Source organism: Paracoccus liaowanqingii (genome assembly GCF_004683865.2).
Classification (GTDB): domain Bacteria; phylum Pseudomonadota; class Alphaproteobacteria; order Rhodobacterales; family Rhodobacteraceae; genus Paracoccus; species Paracoccus liaowanqingii.
This window is the reverse complement of sequence record NZ_CP040761.1, coordinates 61,284-80,720: the sequence shown is the minus strand read 5'-3', so window position 1 is coordinate 80,720 and position 19,437 is coordinate 61,284. Positions and strand designations below refer to the sequence as shown.

At 64.1% G+C, this 19,437-nt stretch carries 19 protein-coding genes and 2 tRNA genes; 12 read left to right on the top strand and 9 right to left on the bottom strand.

Features of this window, described 5'->3' with window-relative positions; all coding sequences use genetic code 11:
- Positions 1 to 904 precede the first annotated feature (904 nt).
- From E4191_RS17930 to E4191_RS17915, 4 genes are read right to left on the bottom strand one after another with little or no spacing between them, the layout of a single operon-like run.
- A complete protein-coding gene (locus E4191_RS17930; RefSeq protein WP_139615814.1) occupies positions 905 to 1,909 on the bottom strand; it encodes a site-specific integrase in 1,005 nt (334 codons plus the stop codon).
- Positions 1,906 to 3,270, bottom strand: coding sequence for a tyrosine-type recombinase/integrase (locus E4191_RS17925; protein WP_139615813.1), 1,365 nt, complete (start codon positions 3,268 to 3,270; stop codon positions 1,906 to 1,908). The genes E4191_RS17930 and E4191_RS17925 overlap by 4 nt, the downstream gene beginning before the upstream one ends.
- Positions 3,267 to 4,499, bottom strand: a complete 1,233-nt coding sequence (locus E4191_RS17920) for a site-specific integrase (protein ID WP_139615923.1) — start codon at positions 4,497 to 4,499, stop codon at positions 3,267 to 3,269. Before E4191_RS17920 ends, E4191_RS17925 begins: the two co-directional genes overlap by 4 nt.
- Positions 4,499 to 5,443, bottom strand: coding sequence for an ArdC family protein (locus E4191_RS17915; RefSeq protein WP_139615812.1), 945 nt, complete (start codon positions 5,441 to 5,443; stop codon positions 4,499 to 4,501). The genes E4191_RS17920 and E4191_RS17915 overlap by 1 nt, the downstream gene beginning before the upstream one ends.
- A 1,020-nt stretch (positions 5,444 to 6,463) precedes the next feature.
- On the opposite strand from E4191_RS17915, the gene E4191_RS17910 reads away from it, so the two are divergent.
- Positions 6,464 to 6,709 (top strand): type II toxin-antitoxin system VapB family antitoxin, encoded by a 246-nt coding sequence (locus E4191_RS17910; protein ID WP_139615811.1) that lies wholly within the window; start codon positions 6,464 to 6,466, stop codon positions 6,707 to 6,709.
- Positions 6,709 to 7,134 carry a type II toxin-antitoxin system VapC family toxin gene (locus tag E4191_RS17905; RefSeq protein WP_139615810.1) on the top strand — a complete coding sequence of 142 codons (426 nt, stop codon included), beginning with the start codon at positions 6,709 to 6,711 and terminating at the stop codon, positions 7,132 to 7,134. Before E4191_RS17910 ends, E4191_RS17905 begins: the two co-directional genes overlap by 1 nt.
- 36 nt (positions 7,135 to 7,170) lie before the next feature.
- Here the strand turns inward: E4191_RS17905 and E4191_RS17900 are convergent.
- The 4 genes from E4191_RS17900 to E4191_RS17885 form a co-directional block, all read right to left on the bottom strand.
- Positions 7,171 to 7,255: transfer RNA gene (locus tag E4191_RS17900), tRNA-Phe, on the bottom strand.
- Between the two features lie 5 nt (positions 7,256 to 7,260).
- Positions 7,261 to 7,336 (bottom strand) — tRNA-Ile (locus E4191_RS17895).
- Positions 7,337 to 7,382: 46 nt separating this feature from the next.
- On the bottom strand, positions 7,383 to 8,087 hold the full coding sequence (locus E4191_RS17890) for a UPF0149 family protein (RefSeq protein WP_139615809.1): 705 nt from the start codon (positions 8,085 to 8,087) through the stop codon (positions 7,383 to 7,385).
- Positions 8,084 to 8,332, bottom strand: coding sequence for a WGR domain-containing protein (locus tag E4191_RS17885; protein ID WP_407947088.1), 249 nt, complete (start codon positions 8,330 to 8,332; stop codon positions 8,084 to 8,086). Before E4191_RS17885 ends, E4191_RS17890 begins: the two co-directional genes overlap by 4 nt.
- A gap of 1,419 nt (positions 8,333 to 9,751) precedes the next feature.
- Here E4191_RS17885 and E4191_RS17880 point away from each other — a divergent pair.
- Positions 9,752 to 9,973, top strand: coding sequence for a hypothetical protein (locus tag E4191_RS17880; RefSeq protein ID WP_135819386.1), 222 nt, complete (start codon positions 9,752 to 9,754; stop codon positions 9,971 to 9,973).
- 312 nt (positions 9,974 to 10,285) lie between these two features.
- Here the strand turns inward: E4191_RS17880 and E4191_RS17875 are convergent, their stop codons facing one another.
- Entirely contained in the window at positions 10,286 to 10,471 is a 186-nt protein-coding gene (locus tag E4191_RS17875; RefSeq protein WP_139615807.1) for a hypothetical protein, read from the bottom strand.
- 611 nt (positions 10,472 to 11,082) lie between these two features.
- Between E4191_RS17875 and E4191_RS17865 the strand changes: the two genes are divergently transcribed.
- The 9 genes from E4191_RS17865 to E4191_RS17830 all read left to right on the top strand — a co-directional run bounded on the left by E4191_RS17865 (position 11,083) and on the right by E4191_RS17830 (position 19,291).
- Positions 11,083 to 12,078 (top strand): HWE histidine kinase domain-containing protein, encoded by a 996-nt coding sequence (locus E4191_RS17865; protein ID WP_139615805.1) that lies wholly within the window; start codon positions 11,083 to 11,085, stop codon positions 12,076 to 12,078.
- A gap of 4 nt (positions 12,079 to 12,082) precedes the next feature.
- Complete coding sequence (locus E4191_RS17860) at positions 12,083 to 12,487, top strand: response regulator (RefSeq protein ID WP_139615804.1); 405 nt, start codon at positions 12,083 to 12,085, stop codon at positions 12,485 to 12,487.
- Positions 12,488 to 12,635: 148 nt separating this feature from the next.
- Positions 12,636 to 12,797: a hypothetical protein gene (locus tag E4191_RS23880; RefSeq protein WP_176562797.1), complete on the top strand. Its 162-nt coding sequence runs from the start codon at positions 12,636 to 12,638 to the stop codon at positions 12,795 to 12,797.
- Between the two features lie 106 nt (positions 12,798 to 12,903).
- Entirely contained in the window at positions 12,904 to 13,740 is an 837-nt protein-coding gene (locus tag E4191_RS17855; protein ID WP_139615803.1) for a metalloregulator ArsR/SmtB family transcription factor, read from the top strand.
- Positions 13,741 to 13,748: 8 nt separating this feature from the next.
- Positions 13,749 to 14,759 (top strand): ArsJ-associated glyceraldehyde-3-phosphate dehydrogenase, encoded by a 1,011-nt coding sequence (locus E4191_RS17850; RefSeq protein ID WP_139615802.1) that lies wholly within the window; start codon positions 13,749 to 13,751, stop codon positions 14,757 to 14,759.
- Positions 14,756 to 16,006: an organoarsenical effux MFS transporter ArsJ gene (gene arsJ / locus E4191_RS17845; RefSeq protein WP_139615801.1), complete on the top strand. Its 1,251-nt coding sequence runs from the start codon at positions 14,756 to 14,758 to the stop codon at positions 16,004 to 16,006. Before E4191_RS17850 ends, arsJ begins: the two co-directional genes overlap by 4 nt.
- A gap of 85 nt (positions 16,007 to 16,091) precedes the next feature.
- Positions 16,092 to 16,979 (top strand): YghX family hydrolase, encoded by an 888-nt coding sequence (yghX, locus tag E4191_RS17840; protein WP_139615800.1) that lies wholly within the window; start codon positions 16,092 to 16,094, stop codon positions 16,977 to 16,979.
- A 20-nt stretch (positions 16,980 to 16,999) separates the two neighbouring features.
- Positions 17,000 to 17,953: an ornithine cyclodeaminase family protein gene (locus E4191_RS17835; RefSeq protein WP_139615799.1), complete on the top strand. Its 954-nt coding sequence runs from the start codon at positions 17,000 to 17,002 to the stop codon at positions 17,951 to 17,953.
- Between the two features lie 90 nt (positions 17,954 to 18,043).
- Entirely contained in the window at positions 18,044 to 19,291 is a 1,248-nt protein-coding gene (locus E4191_RS17830) for a serine hydrolase domain-containing protein (RefSeq protein ID WP_228461837.1), read from the top strand.
- The last annotated feature ends 146 nt before the right edge of the window (positions 19,292 to 19,437 follow it).

Below are 19,437 nucleotides of genomic sequence, written 5' to 3'. Positions count from 1 at the left end.
ATCAACCGCGCTTATTCTCTGCTTCTTTCCGGTATGACCGTCTTGCCCAAGTTGGATTTGTCCACCCGCGGCCGATCTTTCGGCCAGGGGCTTGCAGATCACGAGCGGAACGGCCCCCATGGAGCGAAGGGGCGTGAGGGAGCGGTGGTCAAATCCATCCTGTAAAGGGGCACCTTTCCCTCGCGCTTCCGTGGCGGCGAAGCCGCCGCCAGGCAGCGTCGGCGTGAAACGCATAAGGATCGTGCGGCGTGGCTTGCCCGCGCTGCAATGTAAGGCGAAGCCCCGGGCGGGCGGACCTGGCGGCGCAGCTGTCAGATCCGCCCGCCCGGCGTTCTCCCTGCACGCCAGGACAGAGGGCAGGGGGGCCAGCACACCCCACAAACCTTTCGCCACCCCGACTGTCGATCTCATAGATCAGAACGGGCGATCCGATCCGGACGGCGCGGCGTCTGCCGCGCCGCTCCGCTTCGGCCAAGGTGGCGCATGGAATGGGCAGGTCGTCGGGGCCGTCTGAAGTTCAAAACTAGTCATAGCGTGACCCCCGGCTTTGGGTTTCCGTCGCTGACCAGCCTGAACCGCCCCTCTTCGCAATCCAAGCAGATACACGTTCCTGTTCCCCCGACGATGACAGGCGCGAGGTGAACCCAAGGGTTGGTCCTGCCGCATTTGCGGCAGGACAGGTCCGGCAGGGGGATGGCGGCATTCACGCGGCCGCGCGTTCTTCTTCAACGCGCTGCCGCTTTGTCAGCAGATCGGCGGCTTTCTGGGCCTCGCTGGCAGCTTTGAAGATCAGCCGCTTGTCGTCGTTCAATGCCCGCAATTATCCGCAGCAGTCTATAATGTGAAGGAACGTGGCCAGATCGGCCAGTGTTCGCGGTTTCCGGCCACATTCCTCCGCATTATTTTAGAGCGTATCGAGCCAGGCGAGAATGCTCGTATCGCGTTTCCACGAGGGCTGACCGCCGGGCGTTTCGGGAACGCCCACCTGTTCCAATGCCTTGCGCTTTGTTTCGAGGTTGGCTCGGGCATAGTGGTTCGTCGTGTCGAGGCTCACGTGCCCGAGCCAGCTACGGATAACCGTGACGTCGACGCCAGCCGATATGAGATGCACGGCGGTGGCATGCCTGAAGGCATGGGGTGTCACATGTTTGTCGCGTAGCGTTGGCGTGGTCCTAGCCGCGACCCTCACATAGGCGGCGAGCTTGAACCGGACCCCCGACGCGCTGAGCGGTTTTCCGTAGCGGTTGACGAACAGCCTCTGGTCTGGCGCACGCGGTTGCCGTTCGAGCAGCTTCTTTAACAACGTCACGGTTTCCGGCCAGAGCGGGCAGATACGTTCTTTTCGGCCCTTTCCGGTCAGGCGCACGCAGCTTGGGCTTTCGAAGCGGACCGCATCGGGGCACAGGTCGAGTGCTTCCTGTATTCGCGCGCCGCTGTTGTAGAGGAACGAGAGCAGGGCATGGTCGCGCATACCTTCGCGTGTCGAACGATCAGGCTGAGCCAGGATTGCAGCCACTTCCGCCGGATCCAGATAACAGGGTTCCGAGACTGGTCCGCGCTTTACCGGAATGTTGAGGATTTCGACGCATTGCGCGATTGATCCGGGATCTTTGGTCGCAACGAAGTTGAAGAAGCTGCGTATCGCTGCAAGCCGGCAGTTGCGCGTGCCGACCGTGCCGCCGCGTTCGCGCTCGGCGTGACCGAGGAACGAGATGACCTCTCCAGCGGTCAGATCGGCCAGCGCAATCATCGCCACCCTTTTGCCCGAGCGATGTGCAACGAACCGGAGGAAGAGCCGCCAGGCATCGCGATACGAACGCACCGTATGGATGGAGGCATTGCGCTGCTCGACCAGCCATTCGTAGAAGAACGCGCGCATCAGGTATGGGAACCGATTGTTCTTGGTCATGCCCGCACCTCCGGCCCGATCTCGAGGCATGGCGCGCCAACCACACGGAACCGCTCATTGGCGTGATGCAGCAGGTCCTGCGTGACGGTGATGTAGACCAGGGTCGAGTTGATGTCCCGATGGCCAAGATAGGTTGCGAGGAACGGCAGACGATCCTGCGGGTTGATGCCCGCTTTGTACCATTCGAGGATCCGGTTCACGACCATCGAGTGCCTCAAGTCGTGCAGGCGAGGACCCGTTCGCCCCTGAGGCGGTTTCAACCCGGCGCGACGTATGACGTCGACGAGTAACCAGGCAACCGCCCCCTTCGTATAGCGGTCACCACGCTGTTCGTGCCAGAACAGGCCAGAGTGCCGATCAGGAGATCCACCGGCGCGGCGTCGCGCTTCGGTATAGGCTCGAAGCTCGACCATCACGCTATTAGGAAGCGGTAGTATCCTGGTCTTGTAGAACTTGGTCTGGCGGATCGTGATCGTGCCGCCTTCGAAGTCAACGTCACCAAAATCGAGGTGGGCCAGTTCGCTTCGCCGCAGACCTGCGCAATAGGCGAGCAGCAGCATTGTGTAGATACTCAATGGCCGAAGCGGCGCCCGTGGTGAAGGGTATGAACGAGCGACGTCGAGCATGCACCCTACGTCGGTCGGAGTGTAAATATACGGTTTGCGCCATTGCTTGGCCACTTCCTTTCCAGGACGGGGGTCGGGTCGGCGTGACGGCAATGATGGATCCTGATGGCAGAGGATTTTTGCAAGGATGCGCTTTAGCTTTTCGCACTCGTTCAGGTGATTGCGCGTTGTTTTCGCCCCCGACCAGTGATCGAGCATAACCCCGATTGGCTGCCCCTGAAGCGCCGGATTCAACTGCACGAACCTGTCGAAGCGCGAGAGCAACACCGCTTGAGAAGTGTATTTGTAACCGCGATTGCGCATCAACGTGACGTGCTCGGCCATCAACTCGCCGTGGACGCTGCCGAATGGCTTGGGCTGGTACAGTTCGGCAAGCGCGCTATCCGGATCCCGGGAGGCCAGCGCCCGCCACACCGGCATGCACTGCTTGATATTGCAAGCTTCACGCAGCGCGGCGATGGGATTGCGTTCGATGGCCCCAGTTTCCTCAAGGTGATCGAGGAACCGGTCGATAATCCGGGTGCGGTGCAGCCGTGTGGTCGAGGCCCACCGTCCCGGCGATACATGCAGCCATGCCACCAGCATGTCCTTGTCGAGTTTGGCGTGACGTTCGGCGACATCTTGGAAGATGTTGAGCGCCTGCCTGTAGTAGATGGGACTGTTCGTGGTGCGCAGATTGAGCCCTGCAATGTACCGCGGGATCAGTTTGCGCTCAGGGTCGGGCCAGTCCGTCATGACCGCACCTCCCGTCCCGGTACATCGAGCGCGATGGCCCGGAGATCCTCGGTTGCAAGCTTCAGATAGGGAGCCGTGGATTCTGCCGAGCGATGCCCAAGCAGGTCACCGATCACCTTCTGGGGGACAGCGGCGCGCAGCATTTCGACTGCACGTGCATGGCGGAAGATATGGGAGCCGTTCTTGCCAGCCGGTGTTACCCCGGCGGCTGCAAGTCGCCGCCGCACCATGTTTGCCAGCAAGCCGAGCTTGCGATAGGGCGCACATGTGCGGACGAAGATCTCGCGGGCATCGGTTACAGGCCGCCCCGTCTGAAGGTAGGCGAGCACCGCTTCGCCCACCGGCGCCATCAATGGCAGGAATGAGTTGGCCCGAGTCTTGGTATGCCTTATGCGGATCGCTTCCGCCCGCCAGTCGATATCCTCAATCCGAAGGTTGCAGATTTCGCCCGATCTCAGGCCATAGGTGGCTAGGAATTGCAGGATGGCGTGGTCCCGCAGCCCCGCGGGCGTCTTGTCCATCCCCGAGCACTGCAAAACGGCAGCAATCTGATCCGGCTCAAGGATCGAGGGGACGCCCTCGTAGGCATAGAGCAAGGGGGCGATGACGTGCCGCGACAAGTCAATTGCGGTGCGCCCCGTCCGGTGCAGATAGCGCAACATCGAGCGAAGGCGTTCCGCGACATCCTTTACCGACCTGCGGGTCTGGTGAGGGGTACGCGTATCCATGTAACGATCAATGTTGGCCACGGTCATTGTCATCAAACTGTCGGGGCCGTGTCGATCGAGTTGCCAGGTCAGGAAATTCCGGCCCTCCCACACCAACACGTCGATACTAGCCGCAGCAAGACCTCGCTCCTCTCGCAGCCAGGTCTCGTACTCGTCGCAAATCGCAAAGCGCAACGCGTCTGCAGTGCAGGTCGCTTTCGGTGCGGATGGCCATTGACCTTGAGCGAGCCGCAGCAACGCATGGATTCCGGAACGCGGAATTGAGTGCCACTCCCGCGCCGGCGCCCGACCATGGCGTTTGTGGAACATCGCGATCGCATATTGCAGATACTGAGCCACCTGCGGCTCTGTTACCTCAGCAATCTCGATGTTCTGCTGCACAAGGTATTCGACGAACCCTCGCGCATAGGCGCAGTAGTTCCCGATCACAACGGGGCTGTACCGTTGCTTGGTCAGTACAATTCTGAGCTCAGCAATGAGCTCGTAATTAGCATTCAACATCATCGATTCCTTTGCTGGTCAAAACGACAACAAAGGTCTGGCAGAAAATAATGCTGAGCAAACTCCTTCCCCGGACGCCGAATGCCGCGGGTTTCAAGCGGTAAAGCCGCGCTCCTTCGCATTATGGGCTGCTGCGGATAACTGCGGTTATGACGAGGTGAGCATAACCGCAACCAGCTTTTCAGGTAGGCGCCGGACTGTTCAAAATCCGGGGTTAGGCCAATCTGGGCGCACACCATGCAGTTGCCGATTTCCGCAATCAGTTCCTCGAACGCATACGCTTTGCGGTCGGTGAAGCGCGAAAACCGGTCAAGCCGGGTGCTGTGTCCGGTCCAGTGGCAAGCCTCATGGGCCAGCGTCCCATAATAACCCGCCGCGCTGTGGAAGGTGGCAATCGGCGGCATATGGATATGGTCGGCGGCGGGGTCGTAGTAGGCGCGCGGTTCGTCGCTGGTGCGGATCTCGGCCCCGGTGGCTGCAAAGAAAGCGTCTAGCGTCGGGTCTGCCTCGGTGCCAAGGTCGCGGGATGCCTCGGCGGGGGTGCCATAGTATTCCACCGCTAACCCCTCGATCTGTTCGGCGTTAAACACGCTGTAGGATTTCAGATAGGGGATGCGGCGGTCCTCGCCGGTGGCCTCGTCTTCACGCTCGAAGGTGCCGTATTTGACAACCGTGGCGCATGTCTCGCCCTTGCGGACCTGCCCGCCCGCCTCTTTCGCTTGCCGATAGGTGAACCAGAACGGGGACCGATAGCCCTTGGCGTCGGCGGCCAGCCACAGCATCAGGACATTGATGCCGGAATAGGGTTCGCCGTTGCTGCGCAGGGGGAAGGGTGCGCCGCCCTTGTCGCCGGTCCAGGGCTTGCGCCATGCCGGGGTGCCGGACTCGATGCTGGCAATGATGCTGTCGGTGACGTGCTGATAAAGATCGAACGCTTTGGCCATGTGGCTTTCCTTCTCTTGCGACAGTCCCGCCCGGTCTCTGCGCCGTGCTCGGGTGCCCAAAATGGGCGGGGTTTCTGGCGAGGAAGCGCGAAGCGCGCCCCTCTCCTGAAACCTTGCCTCCCGGCGAGGGCAGGGGGGGACCGCCGCAATGGGAAAATCAAACGGACAAGGGGGTGGTGCGGACCGCAGCGCAAAGCGCGAGGACACGGCCCCGCAGGATGTGCAGTGTTTTCCTGTTGCGGTGGGGGGCTTGCGGCCCCCTGACGGACGCGCCTCGGCGCGGCCCGGGCAATGGCAGGGGGCGTTTGGCTTGTCCAAATCCCCCCTGCATCGCGATCACCGCGCCTGTGCGGGGATCTCAGTCTTCTTCAGGAGAAGGGGCGTTGTTCTGCGACATCGGCTGTCACATGGCACCCGGTTGCCCACAGGCTGACGCTCGATCCCCGTGGTCTCGCTCACAGCCTGCTCCGGTCCCGCGCCTTCACTCCCAAGGTCGTTTCAGCGCGCGACTGGACAACCAGGTGCCCACCTCGCGTCAGCGGTCCCGCCCGTCAGGGACGAGATGGGCAGGGCAGGGCGCCCAGGACCGGTGTGCGGGGGATGGCTTGGGACAAGACAGTCAACCGTGCAGCGCAGCCGGGCGCATCGCCCTGACAAGATCGGGTGGAGGCCGGCACAGCCGGCAGGAACCGGGGGCGCGGCCCGAAGGGGACGCCCGGGCAAGCTACAAAAACAGTGCAGACACCTGCATCAGAAGGCCCAGACCAGCGATCATGAAAAGCACTGTCCAGAAGCCTCCCCCCGTGTTTCGCTCCTTGTCCGAGCTTTCCGGGATGGTCTCCAACGGACCCAGATATGCATGGCAGACCGTTGCACAATGAGAATCCATACCGCATCGAGAGCACTGCATCGTCATATCGGACACCTTTGTTCAATGGCGTCTGATGACAGGCCAAGCCAACGCTTGCCTAGGTATATCCCTAAGAGGTATATATAGAGATACCCTTAAAGGATAGACCCATGACCATGCTCATCAAGGGCAACGAAATCGACGACCTCGTTGCAAAATATTGCGCGATGACAGGCGTCAAGAACAAGAGCGAAGCGGTGCGTCAGGCACTTGCGGCGCAAATTGCCGCCCTTGCTGCAAAGGAAAGCCTCGCTGACCGCGTCGCCGCGATCCAGAGGCGCGCAGCGGCATCTGGCATTGTGGCTGATGGCCGTGATGACAAGGCATTCATGGACGGCATGTGGGGGGAAGACTGATGTTCATCGACGCGAGCGCGCTGGTTGCGGTGCTGAAGAACGAACCTGACGCGCCTGCCTTGATGGAGGCAATGGAGGCGGCGCGGGGCAAGCTGCGGGTCTCGCCCATCGTGCGCCTGGAGGCCACGCTGGCCATTGCCAGAACGCGCAGGGATTTGCGCAGCGCAGGCCCGGCGACGGCTGAGGACGTTCAGATCGCGAGTGATCTTGTCGACGACCTACTCGACGCAATCCAGGCGCAGGAAATGATGATCTCCTCCAGCATGGGCCGCGCCGCAGTCGAGGCGCTTGCCACCTACGGCAAGCTCGTCGGGCATCCGGCGCAGTTGAACATGGGCGACGCGCTGTCCTACGCCTGTGCGAAGTCGCATCATGTTCCCCTGCTCTATAAGGAGGATGACTTTGCACAGACGGACCTGGCTTGACGAAAAGTCAGCTGTCGCGAAGAGGTGTCAGGGAGGTGGTGCCCGCGCCGGCACTTGAACCCGGACGCCCGAAGGCCCCGCATTTTTTAGTCTGATATGTCCACCGCTCCATCACGCAAGCTCCTGTGGTGCGCCCGGAGGGATTCGAACCCCCGACCAAGCCGTTATGAGCGGCCTGCTCTAACCGCTGAGCTACAGGCGCGTGTGACATTCATAGCAAAGGCAAAGCGCTGGAAAAGGGCAAAAGGTCAGTTTGCTCCGCAGCATTTCTTGTACTTTCGCCCTGATCCGCAGGGACAAGGGTCATTGCGCCCTGTTGTTTGACTTCTGACAGGCTCGCCGGAAAGATTCGCCGGAAATGGAAGCACCCCTCCCGGAGCCTCAAAGGGGAGCGATTTGGTGAAGCGGTTCATCTCGAGCACAAGGCCCGGGATGATCTCAGAGGCATCCTCGACCAGCTTTGCCGCCATTACATCATCAAGATCGCCCTTTCCCGTCCCCACCAAGGGTATTTCGAGCATGAGTGAAAAGGCTGCAATCGCCTCCTGATCGTCGCTCGCACTCAAGCGCCGCCAACTGGACGGCTGAAGCCGCACCGCACGGACAAACCCCTCCACCCAATCGGCAACGATGACCTGACCGCTGTGATCTTTATCCATAACCGGGCCATAGGAGGCGGGCGCGGTCAGCATCCGGGCCACGCGGTTGTAGTGCCCCATCATGAGGTCGAGAAGCGCCTGCATGTCTGCCAGGCTGTCGAAAGTCGGCTCACCCGTCCCTCCCCAGACTTCCTTGAGCCAGCGGCTTGGCGGGATCATGTCCGGGCAGACCAGGAGACCCGCGACAAAGCCGTCAAGCTCCGACAGAAACATGATGTCGTCATTGGTCTCCGCCGCTTTGAGAAGCGCGTCATCAAGGCGCTTGAGCTCCGCCTGATTGTGCCAGCTGCTCATGACGCGTAGCCCCGCTTGCGTTTCGCGGCCATCAATGCCGATAGGGCATCCACTGCGCGCCCTTCGTCCGGATGGTGTTCGACACACAGCTTTCCGGGGCTGCCAATCCGACCCCACTCCCGGATGAGGCTGGCGCGCCCAAAAAGATCACGCTGCACAGCCATAAGATAAAAACGATGCATATTGCGTGAGGGGTCTTTCCGACGCAGGTAAGCGCGATCAGGAAATACTTCGAGTTGGCCCATTTCGTCACACATCGACACCAGTCTCCGGATCATCTCAAAAATACAATATCAAGAGTAACAAAAGGCAGGAAGCGCATCATGTAGATTTTTTGCCGGGGCGTCACGACTGAGGCGCAGCGTAGCCATCCGAACGAAAGTCGGTTTTCGTCTGAGAACGAGGGCAACCCGGACTATGCCTGAATTTGGGGTGACCACCCCTGGGCAGCCATCAGTCATCGGTTTCTTGAGGTGAGGTGTCTGGCCAGAGCGCCTCATAAGGTCCTTCGCTCTAAAAATCATTCAGCAGCCTGTGAACCAGTCGTTGGCTCAATTCCAGCTGGTCGGATTTATAACACTCCCTATACAACGCTTATAGCGGCCTGATCGAACGGGAGCTAACCGCAGTATGATCCTTTAACGTTATCTCCAGAACTCGCGGGACAACACCAAGGTCACGACTGCTATTAGAAGGCTGATGCCAATAAGCTTGAGGTAGAGCATATCCTCTTTGGGGAAATGGCTGTCCCGGAAGCGTCCGCTCCTCCCTTCCATCCGCATCGCAGTGAGAACAATTGCGAACGCTACAGTTGCCATGGAAATGAAGAACATCGGGAAACCTCCAAAGGAGATGCATTCACCTTAAGGTTGAGTTGTGCGTCTTTCGTTCTCTATAGTCAAGAGAATGTGATGACGAGAGGGTAGTCGTCAACTTTGCCCCCTCAGCGGGGTCCGGCGTGTGGGCAAATGCGCAAAATATGGACGAATTGGAGATTTTCGCATGAGTGAAGGACCGTGGCACAACGCCTCCCCAGATTTACCGCTGGCGCCCCGACGCGATGGACCAGCGGCTTTGAACTGATCTGGCAGATCATGGTCGATGCCCTTATTTCAGATCAGGGCTGCATGGCTTGAGTCACCTAGGAGGCGCTTGCAACCTACGCAGGTAAACCGCCGCCCCATTTTCCCGCACCATGCTAAAATCTTCATAGCCCTGGACGATGTATGGATGCAGGATGCTGTTCGACGGATGGCCCATCAGACACGAGGAACGTCCGCCGCGCCGATAATCTCCAGCACGCCGCCGTCTGCGGGGCTGTTTGATGCGATGACCGGGGGATGACGAGATAAGGCCTGGATGCGCCTTGCGGGGCTTAAGATTTTCACCTGTGAAGCATCTGGGATTAGACGGTGAGTGCCCGGCTGACATGGCCAAAAACCCCGTCACGGCGCGGCCCTTTGCCAATTGGGGGGCGCGGCGCAGATTGTCACGGCGCAATCCGGGGGCAGTCACCGCACGAGCACGTGCGCAGCCCGCGTCAGGGCAAAGGGGCCTCGGCATCGAATGGTGCCGGGGCCTTTTTCCAGCACGCCGCTATCGGCGGGGCTGTTTGATGCGCTGATGGGGGGATAACCTACGATGGGAAAGCGGAGGAGAAACGCATGACCACTGTCTATTTCAGCGGAGGAAAAACCGCAGAAGTTGAGGATGTGCGGGGAGAAAACCCACGCACTTTCAACATTCCCGTGTCATCGTACAGCGCCTTTGCTGAGGCGATGATTGCGAAACAAACGCTTAAATTCAGTGAGCATGGAGAAACTTACTTATTTAAGCAGATGCATGTCAATCAAGGGACAGCAATTCTGCAGGTGAGCCGAAGGTAAACATTGCGCGCGTCATACGAACGACAAACGTCTTAAATGTACAACCTAAGCATGATATGAAGGTTCGGTGGGCCACACCCGCTGGTCATGAGACCCTTATCATCCTGAAAGAACTATGAAATGCGCTTGTTCTACAAACCCCGGAAATGGCGTGGCCTGTTGCGGCAGCAATATTTCGACGAAACCGGGCGCGAGGATTACGGCGACCCGGCCTTCCTAGCATGGCTCGACGTGTGGGAGCTTGACCCCTCTGCGCCACAACCCCCGGCTGATCCGCTCACCCCTGCGCATAGAACCGATTAAGGCAATTGCCTATCCGGTGACACGCGCTCCGAACGCGATCAGCCCCACGGCAATAAGCGCCCCCCATACCAAGCCATCGAGGATCTGCTCGGCCACCGGCGCGGCGGGACGGTGGCGGCGCATCACAGAGACGAGGGTGCGAGAGCTGACGCCCATCATAGAAATAATCATGAAGATCGCCGAATAGTCGGTCATCTGATATCCTTTGTCATAGCCTTTTCAGTGTCCCGACCTTCTGCCGTTTTCGGCTCCATAAACAGGATGCCATCGATGCCCGTACAGTTCATCCTCCGATGCCGATGCGGTCACAGTGCGGACTTGGCCTATGATGACTGGGAAAAGGCAAAGGACATGATGAGCCGCGCAAAGTGCAGCTTGTGCGGCGCGGCGGGCATCCCGGCGCTGTCCGTGGTCCGCGTGAAGTCCCAGGGTAGGGCCGACACGCAGCAGCAGCGGATCGAACGTCAAACCGGCAGGCGATGACCAATCCAACCGACAACGCGGGGTGGGGTGTGTACCAACTTGGTAAAGACCCCTGCCCCACAACATCGACCTGCATGGGTTGCTAGTGGGTGGTGAGACATAATCTTCATTATTATCGTATAGCATTTTGGGATCTTCAGATCTACACCCTGCACGGACCGCCCCGCTGCCCTGCCCGTGCCTTCGGCAGGCAGGTGGTCATCTCTGTGGCCGCGTGGGAACTTGGGCCAGGCCCCTCGGGTTTGGATCGGCAGATTCCATCTGTCACCCACTGCCGGGTGGTGCGACACTCCGGCCACAATGTACGGCAACGGAGGCCTGGCTTGGATCTGGATGAACTCTATCGGTTGCTGCGCAGCTCGCATGTGCGCGCGACGGGCATTGTAGACACCCTGCGCGACCCCCTGCTGGTGCTGGGGCCGGATATGACCGTGATCAGCGCGAACCCCGCCTTCTACCGCGCCTTCGAGGCCAGCGCCGACGAAACCGTGGGTCAGTCCTTCACCGCGCTCGGCGACGGGCAGTGGGATATCGACGAGCTGAACCAGCTGCTGCGCGAGGTCGTGCCCAAGAGCGCCTCGATCTACGACTACGAGGTCACGGCGGATTTCCCGCATGTGGGTAGCAAGACGATGCTGATCACCGCGCAGCGGGTCGAGCATCCCGACCGCCACCACCGCATCCTGCTGGTCTCGATCGTCGACGCAACGCTGCGTCGCCGCAAGGAGGCGGAAAAGGACATCCTGATCGGCGAATTCGACCACCGCATCAAGAACCTGATGTCGGTGACCCGTGCGCTGGCCCGGCAGACCTCGGTCAAGGACCGCTCGGCGGTCGAGTATCGCGACGACCTGATCTCTCGCCTGGATGCCTTGGGCCGGTCGCTACAGATCGCGGCCCATCGCGACACGACCAGCCTGACCGAGCTGACCGAACAGATGATCGAACCCTATCGCGACGGTGCCAGCCGGATCGAGGTCGTGCCGGGCCCGCAGGTGCCGCTGCTGCCGACACAGGCCATGTCCCTGGGGATGGTCCTGCACGAGTTGGCGACCAATGCGCTGAAATACGGCGCGCTGTCGGGCGACGGGGGGCAGGTCAGCATCGGATGGACGCCCGAGGACGATCCCGACGGGATGCCGATGGTGCGGCTGCACTGGAACGAGAGCGGCGGCCCCGAGACCGCGCCGCCCGACAGCCAGGGCTTCGGCACGAAGCTGATCGAGGTGTCGATGGAACACGAGCTGGGCGGGCAGGCCCGGCTGGACTTCCGGCCCGAGGGCCTGCGGGCCGAACTGACCTTTCCGCAGCACGGATGACCAGATGAACGACGACGATCTTCCGGCAGGCCGTTTCGTCCTGGTGGTCGAGGACGAGCCGCTGATCGCCCTGGACATCCAGATGATGCTGGAGGAACACGGCTATGGCGTCCACGGCCCCGCCGGATCGGTCGAGGCCGCGCTGGCCCTGCTGGACCGCGCGCAGCCCGATCTGGCGGTGCTGGACCTGAACCTGCATGGCAAGCTGGTCCTGCCGGTGGCCGAGCGTCTGCGGGATCTGGGCGTGCCCTTCATCCTGGCCTCGGCCTATGCCTCGGCGGATTTCACCGGGCGCCACGGGATCTTTGCCGACGTGCAGCGGGTCGACAAGCCCATCCACCAACGCCACCTGCTGGAGGCCCTGTGCCGCGCCGCGACCGAGGCGCCGGGACCCGCGCCGCAGGCCTGAGCGCGCTGTGGCACAAGGCGGCGGATCTTCCCGCAGGATCGTCGGGAACATCCGGGGGTGTGGGCCGTTCAACGCTCCCGTCCCCGGGGCCTGCCTCCTCCCTCCTCACGAGCAGGCCCCGGGGACGACCCCATCCAAGGAGACGGCGATGACCAAGAACAATGAGACCGGCATGGGCAAGGACCGCGAGCCCCGCCACGAGAACGCCCAGGGCTCGCATCACGGCGTCCCCCACAAGCCCGAGGATTTCGACGTGATGAATCCCGCCAAGATGGACGAGCCCAAGACCGAGACGCCCAAGAAGCCCTGACCCTGCCGACGAAGGCCGCGCCCGCCCGCGCGGCCTTTGGACCCCGTCACCGGGCCGACATCAAAACTTCACGTGCGTTCCACGTCGTTTCCTGTATTCAGGAAACATGGAACAGACACATGCCGCCCATGCCTTCGCCACGCTCGGCCATCCCGGCCGCCTTGCGGTCTTCCGGCTGCTGATGCGCTTTGCGCCGCGCGGCGTGCGCCCGACCGAGATCGCGCAGGCCCTGGGCCTGAAGGCCAACACCCTGTCCCATCACCTCTCCGACCTGACCGATTGCGGCCTCGTCGCCATGCGCCGCGAGGGCCGGTCGCTGTTCTATTCGGTCGACCTTGCGGTGGCCGAGGCGCTGCTGGGCTATCTGGCGCTGGATCTGGGCCGCGCCCGGCCCGATCTTCTGTCCCCCCTTCCGACATCCAGGGAAACGACCATGCGTGACACCGGCTATCATGTGCTGTTCATCTGTTCGGGCAACTCCGCCCGCTCGATCTTTGCCGAGGCGCTGCTGCGCGACCTGGGCGGGGACAAGTTCGTCGCCCATTCCGCCGGCACCCGCCCGGGCAGCCAGCTGAACCCCTTCGCGCTGGACGTGCTGGCCCGCAACGGCCACGACGTCGGCGCGATGCGGTCCAAGCACCTGTCCGAGTTCCAGGAGGACGGCGCCCCGGTGATGGATTTCGTCTTCACCGTCTGCGACACGGCGGCGGCCGAGGAATGCCCGCCCTGGCCCGGCCAGCCGATCACCGGCCATTGGGGCCTGCCCGATCCGGTCAAGGCCGAGGGGACGGATGCCGAGAAGGCGCTGGCCTTCGCGCGCACCTATGGCGGCCTGCGCCGCCGGATCGAGGCCTTCGCCGCCCTCCCCGTGGCCAGCTTGGACCGGCTGACGCTGCAGACCCGCGTCGACCGCATCGACGCCGACGCCCTGACGAAGGACTGATCCCGGACATGACCCGCATTGCAGTGAACGGCCTTGGCCGCATCGGAAAGCTGGCCCTGCGCACCCTCATCGACCAGGGTGCCGGAGGCGACATCGTGCTGCTGAACGACCCCGAGGGCGACGCCGACCAGCACGCCCTGCTGATGGAATTCGACAGCGTCCACGGGCGCTGGACCACGCCTGTCGCGGCTGCGGGCGACCATCTGGTGCTGGACGGCCAGTCCATCCGCCTGACCCATGCGCGCACGATCGAGGCCCTGCCTCTGCGCGAGATGGGCGTCGATCTGGTCATCGACTGCACCGGCGTCTTCAAGACCGCCGCCCGGATCGCGCCCTATTTCGACGCGGGCGTGGCCAAGGTCGTGGTCAGCGCGCCCGTCAAGGACGGCGACGCGCTGAACCTGGTCTATGGGGTGAACCACGATCTCTATGACGGCAGCCAGCGGATCGTCACTGCGGCCAGCTGCACGACGAACTGCCTGGCGCCGGTCGTCAAGGTCATCCACGAGGCGCTTGGCATCCGCCACGGATCGATCACGACGATCCATGACGTCACGAACACCCAGACCATCGTGGACCGCCCCGCCAAGGACATGCGCCGCGCGCGGTCCGCGCTGATGAACCTGATCCCCACCACCACCGGCAGCGCGACGGCGATCACGCTGATCTATCCCGAACTGGCGGGCCGTCTGAACGGCCATGCGGTGCGGGTGCCGCTGCTGAATGCCTCGCTGACCGATTGCGTCTTCGAGGTCGAGCGCCCGACCACCGTGGACGAGGTGAACGCCCTCTTCCAGGCCGCCGCCGAGGGCCCGCTGCAGGGGATCCTGGGCTACGAGACGCGGCCCCTCGTCTCGACCGATTACGTCAACGATCCGCGCAGCGCGATCGTGGATGCGGGCTCGACGATGGTGGTGAACGGCACGCAGGTCAAGATCTATGCCTGGTACGACAACGAATGGGGCTATGCCTGCCGCCTGGCGGATGTGACGCGCCTGGTGGCGGGGTCGCTTGCATGAGCGTCGCCGCGAACCCGCTGCGCGCCTACGGGGCGGTGACGGCGGCCTATTGGGCCTTCATGCTGTCGGACGGCGCATTGCGGATGCTGGTGCTGCTGCATTTCAACGCGCTCGGCTTCTCGCCGGTGCAGCTGGCCTATCTGTTCGTCTTCTACGAGGTCGCGGGCATCGTCACCAACCTAGCGGCGGGCTGGCTGGCCGCGCGCTTCGGGCTAGCCGCGACGCTCTATGCCGGGCTGGGGCTGCAGATCGTGGCGCTGGCGGCGCTGGCGCAGCTGGACCCGGCCTGGGGCGTGGGCGCCTCGGTCGTCTTCGTGATGGCGGTGCAGGGGCTGTCGGGCGTGGCCAAGGACCTGTCCAAGATGTCGTCCAAATCCGCCGTGAAGGTGCTGGCGCCCGCCGAGGACGGGGGTCTTTTCCGATGGGTCGCGGCGCTGACCGGATCGAAGAACGCCGTCAAGGGCCTGGGCTTCTTTCTGGGCGCCGCCGCCTTGGGGCTGGCCGGGTTCCAGGCGGCGATCTGGACCATGGCGGCCGTGCTGGCCGCGATCCTGCTGGCGGTGGCGCTGTTCCTGCCGCCGGGCCTGCCGGGCCGGATGAAGTCGTCCGAGGGCTGGTCGGGCTGGCGGTCGCGCGATGCCCGCGTCAACCGGCTCAGCCTGGCGCGGATGTTCCTGTTCGCGGCCCGCGACGTGTGGTTCGTGGTGGGCATCCCGATCTATTTCCAGGCGGTCCTGTCGGACGGCACGCCCGAGGGGCGGCGCGAGGCCTTCTTCCTGGTCGGCAGCTTCATGGCGCTGTGGATCATCCTTTACGGCGCGGTCCAGGCCGCGGCCCCCCGCCTGCTGGGCGGACGCCAGCAGCCCGAGGCGGCGATCACCGCCAAGGCCGTCAGGTGGGCGGCCTATCTGGTGCCGATCCCGCTGGCGCTGGCCGCCGCCGCATGGATCGTGCCGCAGCCGACGCCGGGGCTGACGGTGACGCTGATCGGGGGGCTGCTTCTGTTCGGCTTCGTCTTCGCGATCAACTCTTCGGTCCATTCCTACCTGATCCTGGCCTTCGGCGCGGCCGAACGGATCACCCGCGACGTGGGCTTCTACTACATGGCCAATGCGACGGGGCGGCTGATGGGGACGCTACTGTCGGGGCTCAGCTATCAGCTGGGCGGGCTGCCCTTGTGCCTGGCGACCGCCGGGGTGCTGGCGGCGGCCAGCTGGTGGGCGGCGCGGCGGCTGCTGGCGCCCTGAGAGGGGGGTGGGTCAAGCTGCCCCTTGACGCGGCGGGCGGGGGGCCGACACTCTGCACTTCCCAGTCCAGCCCCAGGAGACGCCGATGAGCCCGCGCCTGACCGCCAAGGATTTCAGCCCCGAGCTGCGGGAGCTGTACGATTTCTACGCCCATGGCGTGATCACCAAGCGCCAGTTCCTGGACCGGGCGGCCAAGTTCGCGGTGACCGGGCTGACCGCCGTGGCGATCCTGGGAATGATGTCGCCGAATTACGCGCTGGCCGAGCAGGTCAGCTTCAACGATCCCGACATCCGCGCCGAATGGATCACCTATCCCTCGCCCGAGGGCCACGGAGAGGTGCGCGCCTACCTGGTCCGCCCGACCGGCACGGCCACCGCGCCGGGCGTCGTCGTGGTGCACGAGAACCGGGGCCTGAACCCCTATATCCAGGATGTCGCGCGGCGCGTGGCCAAGGCGGGCTTCATCGCGCTGGCCCCCGACGGGCTGACGCCCTTGGGCGGCTATCCCGGCAATGACGAGGAGGGCCGTGCGTTGCAGCAGCAGGTCGATGGCGAGAAGTTGATGAACGACTTCTTCGCCGCCATCGACTTCCTGACGGCGCATGCGGATGTCACCGGCAAGGTCGGCATCACGGGCTTCTGCTATGGCGGCGGCGTGGCCAATGCGGCGGCGGTGGCCTTTCCCGATCTGGGCGCGGCGGTGCCCTTCTACGGGCGGCAGGCCGATCCGGCCGACGCGCCTCGCATCCGCGCACCCCTGCTGCTGCATTACGCCGAGGAGGATCCGCGCGTGAACGAGGGCTGGCCCGCCTACCAGCAGGCGCTGGACGCGGCCGGGACCCCCTACGAGGCCTATATCTACGAAGGCACCGGCCACGGCTTTCACAACGATTCCACGCCCCGCTACGACGCCGAGGCGGCAGAGCTGGCCTGGACCCGTACCATCAACTGGTTCCGCCAGCACCTGGCCTGATCCCACCTGAAGGAGCGGCCATGACCCTCGACCTGATCACCTATGCCGCGGCCCATGGCCGGATCGACTGGACCGGCGCCATCGCGGCGCTGCGCGAAGGCCACAAGGCGGGCCGCCCCGAACTGGGCGATCTGTTCCTGGGGCCCGCGCAGGGGACGATGCTGACGCGGGCGGCCTATCTGCCGGGGGTGGGCTACGGCGTGAAGGCGGTGACGGTCTTCGACCGGAACCCAGCCCATGGCCTGCCCACCGTGCAGGGGGCGATGATGTTCTTCGAGCCCGACCACGGCACCCTCTGCGCCGTGATCGAAAGCGCGCTGGTGACCGAGTTCAAGACGGCGGGGGATTCCGTGCTGGGCGCGCAGCTGCTGGCGCGGCCCGACAGCACCAGCCTGCTGATCGTCGGCGCAGGCACGCTGGCGCGGGGGCTGGTCCGCGCCTATGGCGCCGGGATGCCGCAGATCGACCGCATCCAGGTCTGGGCCCGCCGCCCCGAGCAGGCCGAGGCGCTGGCCCGGCAGATGGCCGACGAGGGCTATGGCGTCACCGCCGTGACCGACCTGGCGGCGGCGGCGGGTCAGGCCGACATCATCTCGACCGCGACGATGGCACGGCAGCCGGTCCTGCACGGGGACTGGGTGCGGCCCGGCACCCATGTCGACCTGATCGGCGCCTACAAGGCGGACATGCGCGAGGCCGATGACGCCCTGATGCGCGAGGCCCGCGTCTTCGTGGACAGCCGCGCGACGACGATCCACCATATCGGAGAGCTGACCATCCCCATCGCCGCGGGCGTGCTGACCGAGGCCGACGTGATCGGCGATCTCTACGATCTGGTGCCGGGCACCTGCGGGCGGGCCGCGTCGGACGAGATCACCGTCTTCAAGAACGGCGGGGGCGCGCATCTGGACACGATGATCGCGGCCCATATCGCGGCGCGGATCGGCGGCACCCTGCCCGGGGCCGTGGACTGACGGGGGCGCCCGCAGCTTTCTGTTGCAGGACGCGCAGATCTGGCCTTCCATGTCGGGGACGCCCCCCGCGCCGACCGGATGGAGGTTCCCATGACCCGATGCCTGCCCACCCCCCTGGCCCTGCTGCTGGCGGGGCTTGCCCTGCCGCTGTCCGCAGCGGCCCAGGGCTATCCCCATGCCGACGAGCCCATCGGCACGATCGAGGATGTCTATGACGGCCACCTGACCCCCGATCTGGCCGTCAGCACCTTCCGCAACATCGACCGGCTGTTCCCGACCCGCACCATCGCGGCGGGCGACACGGCCCGGGACCTGCCACAGGCCCCGGTCGATCTGGAAGCCACGCTGACCTATCAGGTGGGCGAGGCGACCCATGACCTCTACGACTTCCTGTCGCTGGACAATGTGGCGGGGATGATCGTGCTGAAGGACGGCGCGGTGGTCTATGAGACCTATCAGCGGGGCAACACGCCCGACACGCGCTGGATGTCGATGTCGGTGGCCAAGTCCGTCACCTCGACCCTGGTGGGCGCGGCGATCCGCGACGGGCATATCGGCGGCCTGGACGACATGGTGACCGAGTACGTGCCCGCGCTGGCGGGCAGCGCCTATGACGGGGTCAGCATCCACGACATCCTGCTGATGGCCTCGGGCGTGGCGTGGAACGAGACCTATACCGACCCTACCTCGGACCGCCGTGCCCTGCTGCGCGCGCAGATCGAACAGCGCCCCGGCGCCGCGATGGAGGTGATGGCCGCCCTGCCCCGCGCCCATGAGCCCGGCACCCACCACACCTATTCCACCGGAGAGACGCAGGTCCTGGCCGAGATCGTGACCGGCGCCACCGGCCAGCCGCTGTCGGACTACCTGTCGCAGAAGATCTGGCAGCCCTACGGGATGGAGGCCGATGCCAACTGGTGGCTGGATAGCCCCGACGGCACCGAGATCGGCGGCAGCGGCCTGTCGGCCACGCTGCGCGACTATGCCCGCTTCGGCCAGTTCTTCCTGGAGGGCGGGATGATCGACGGCCAGCCCGTCCTGCCCGAGGGCTGGACCGAGACGGCAGGCCAGCCGCAGGTCCTGACAGGCGGGGCCCAGATCGACTATGGCTACATGTGGTGGCCGGGCTGGACCGAGCCCTCGATCGCGGACGGCGCCTATGCGGCGATCGGCATCCAGGGACAGAACATCTACATCAACCCCGCGCGCGGCGTGGTGATCGCCACGCACATGGCCCAGCCCAAGCCGCTTGGCCGCGAGCCCGTCGATCCGCTGCTGGTCTTCGACGCGATCTCGGCCGCGCTGGACGGGGCGGCACCGGAGGGGGCACCGGACTGAACCGCACCCTGCCTGCCCGGCGGGCAGATCGACCGGCAGGGCGGCACCGTCTGCCTGCGCGGCGGCGGGGGGCGGGCCCCCTGCCCGTAAGGCGGACCCGTGCGGAACGGGCGGTTGCACGCGGGGGTTGCGCCCGGGACGGAGGC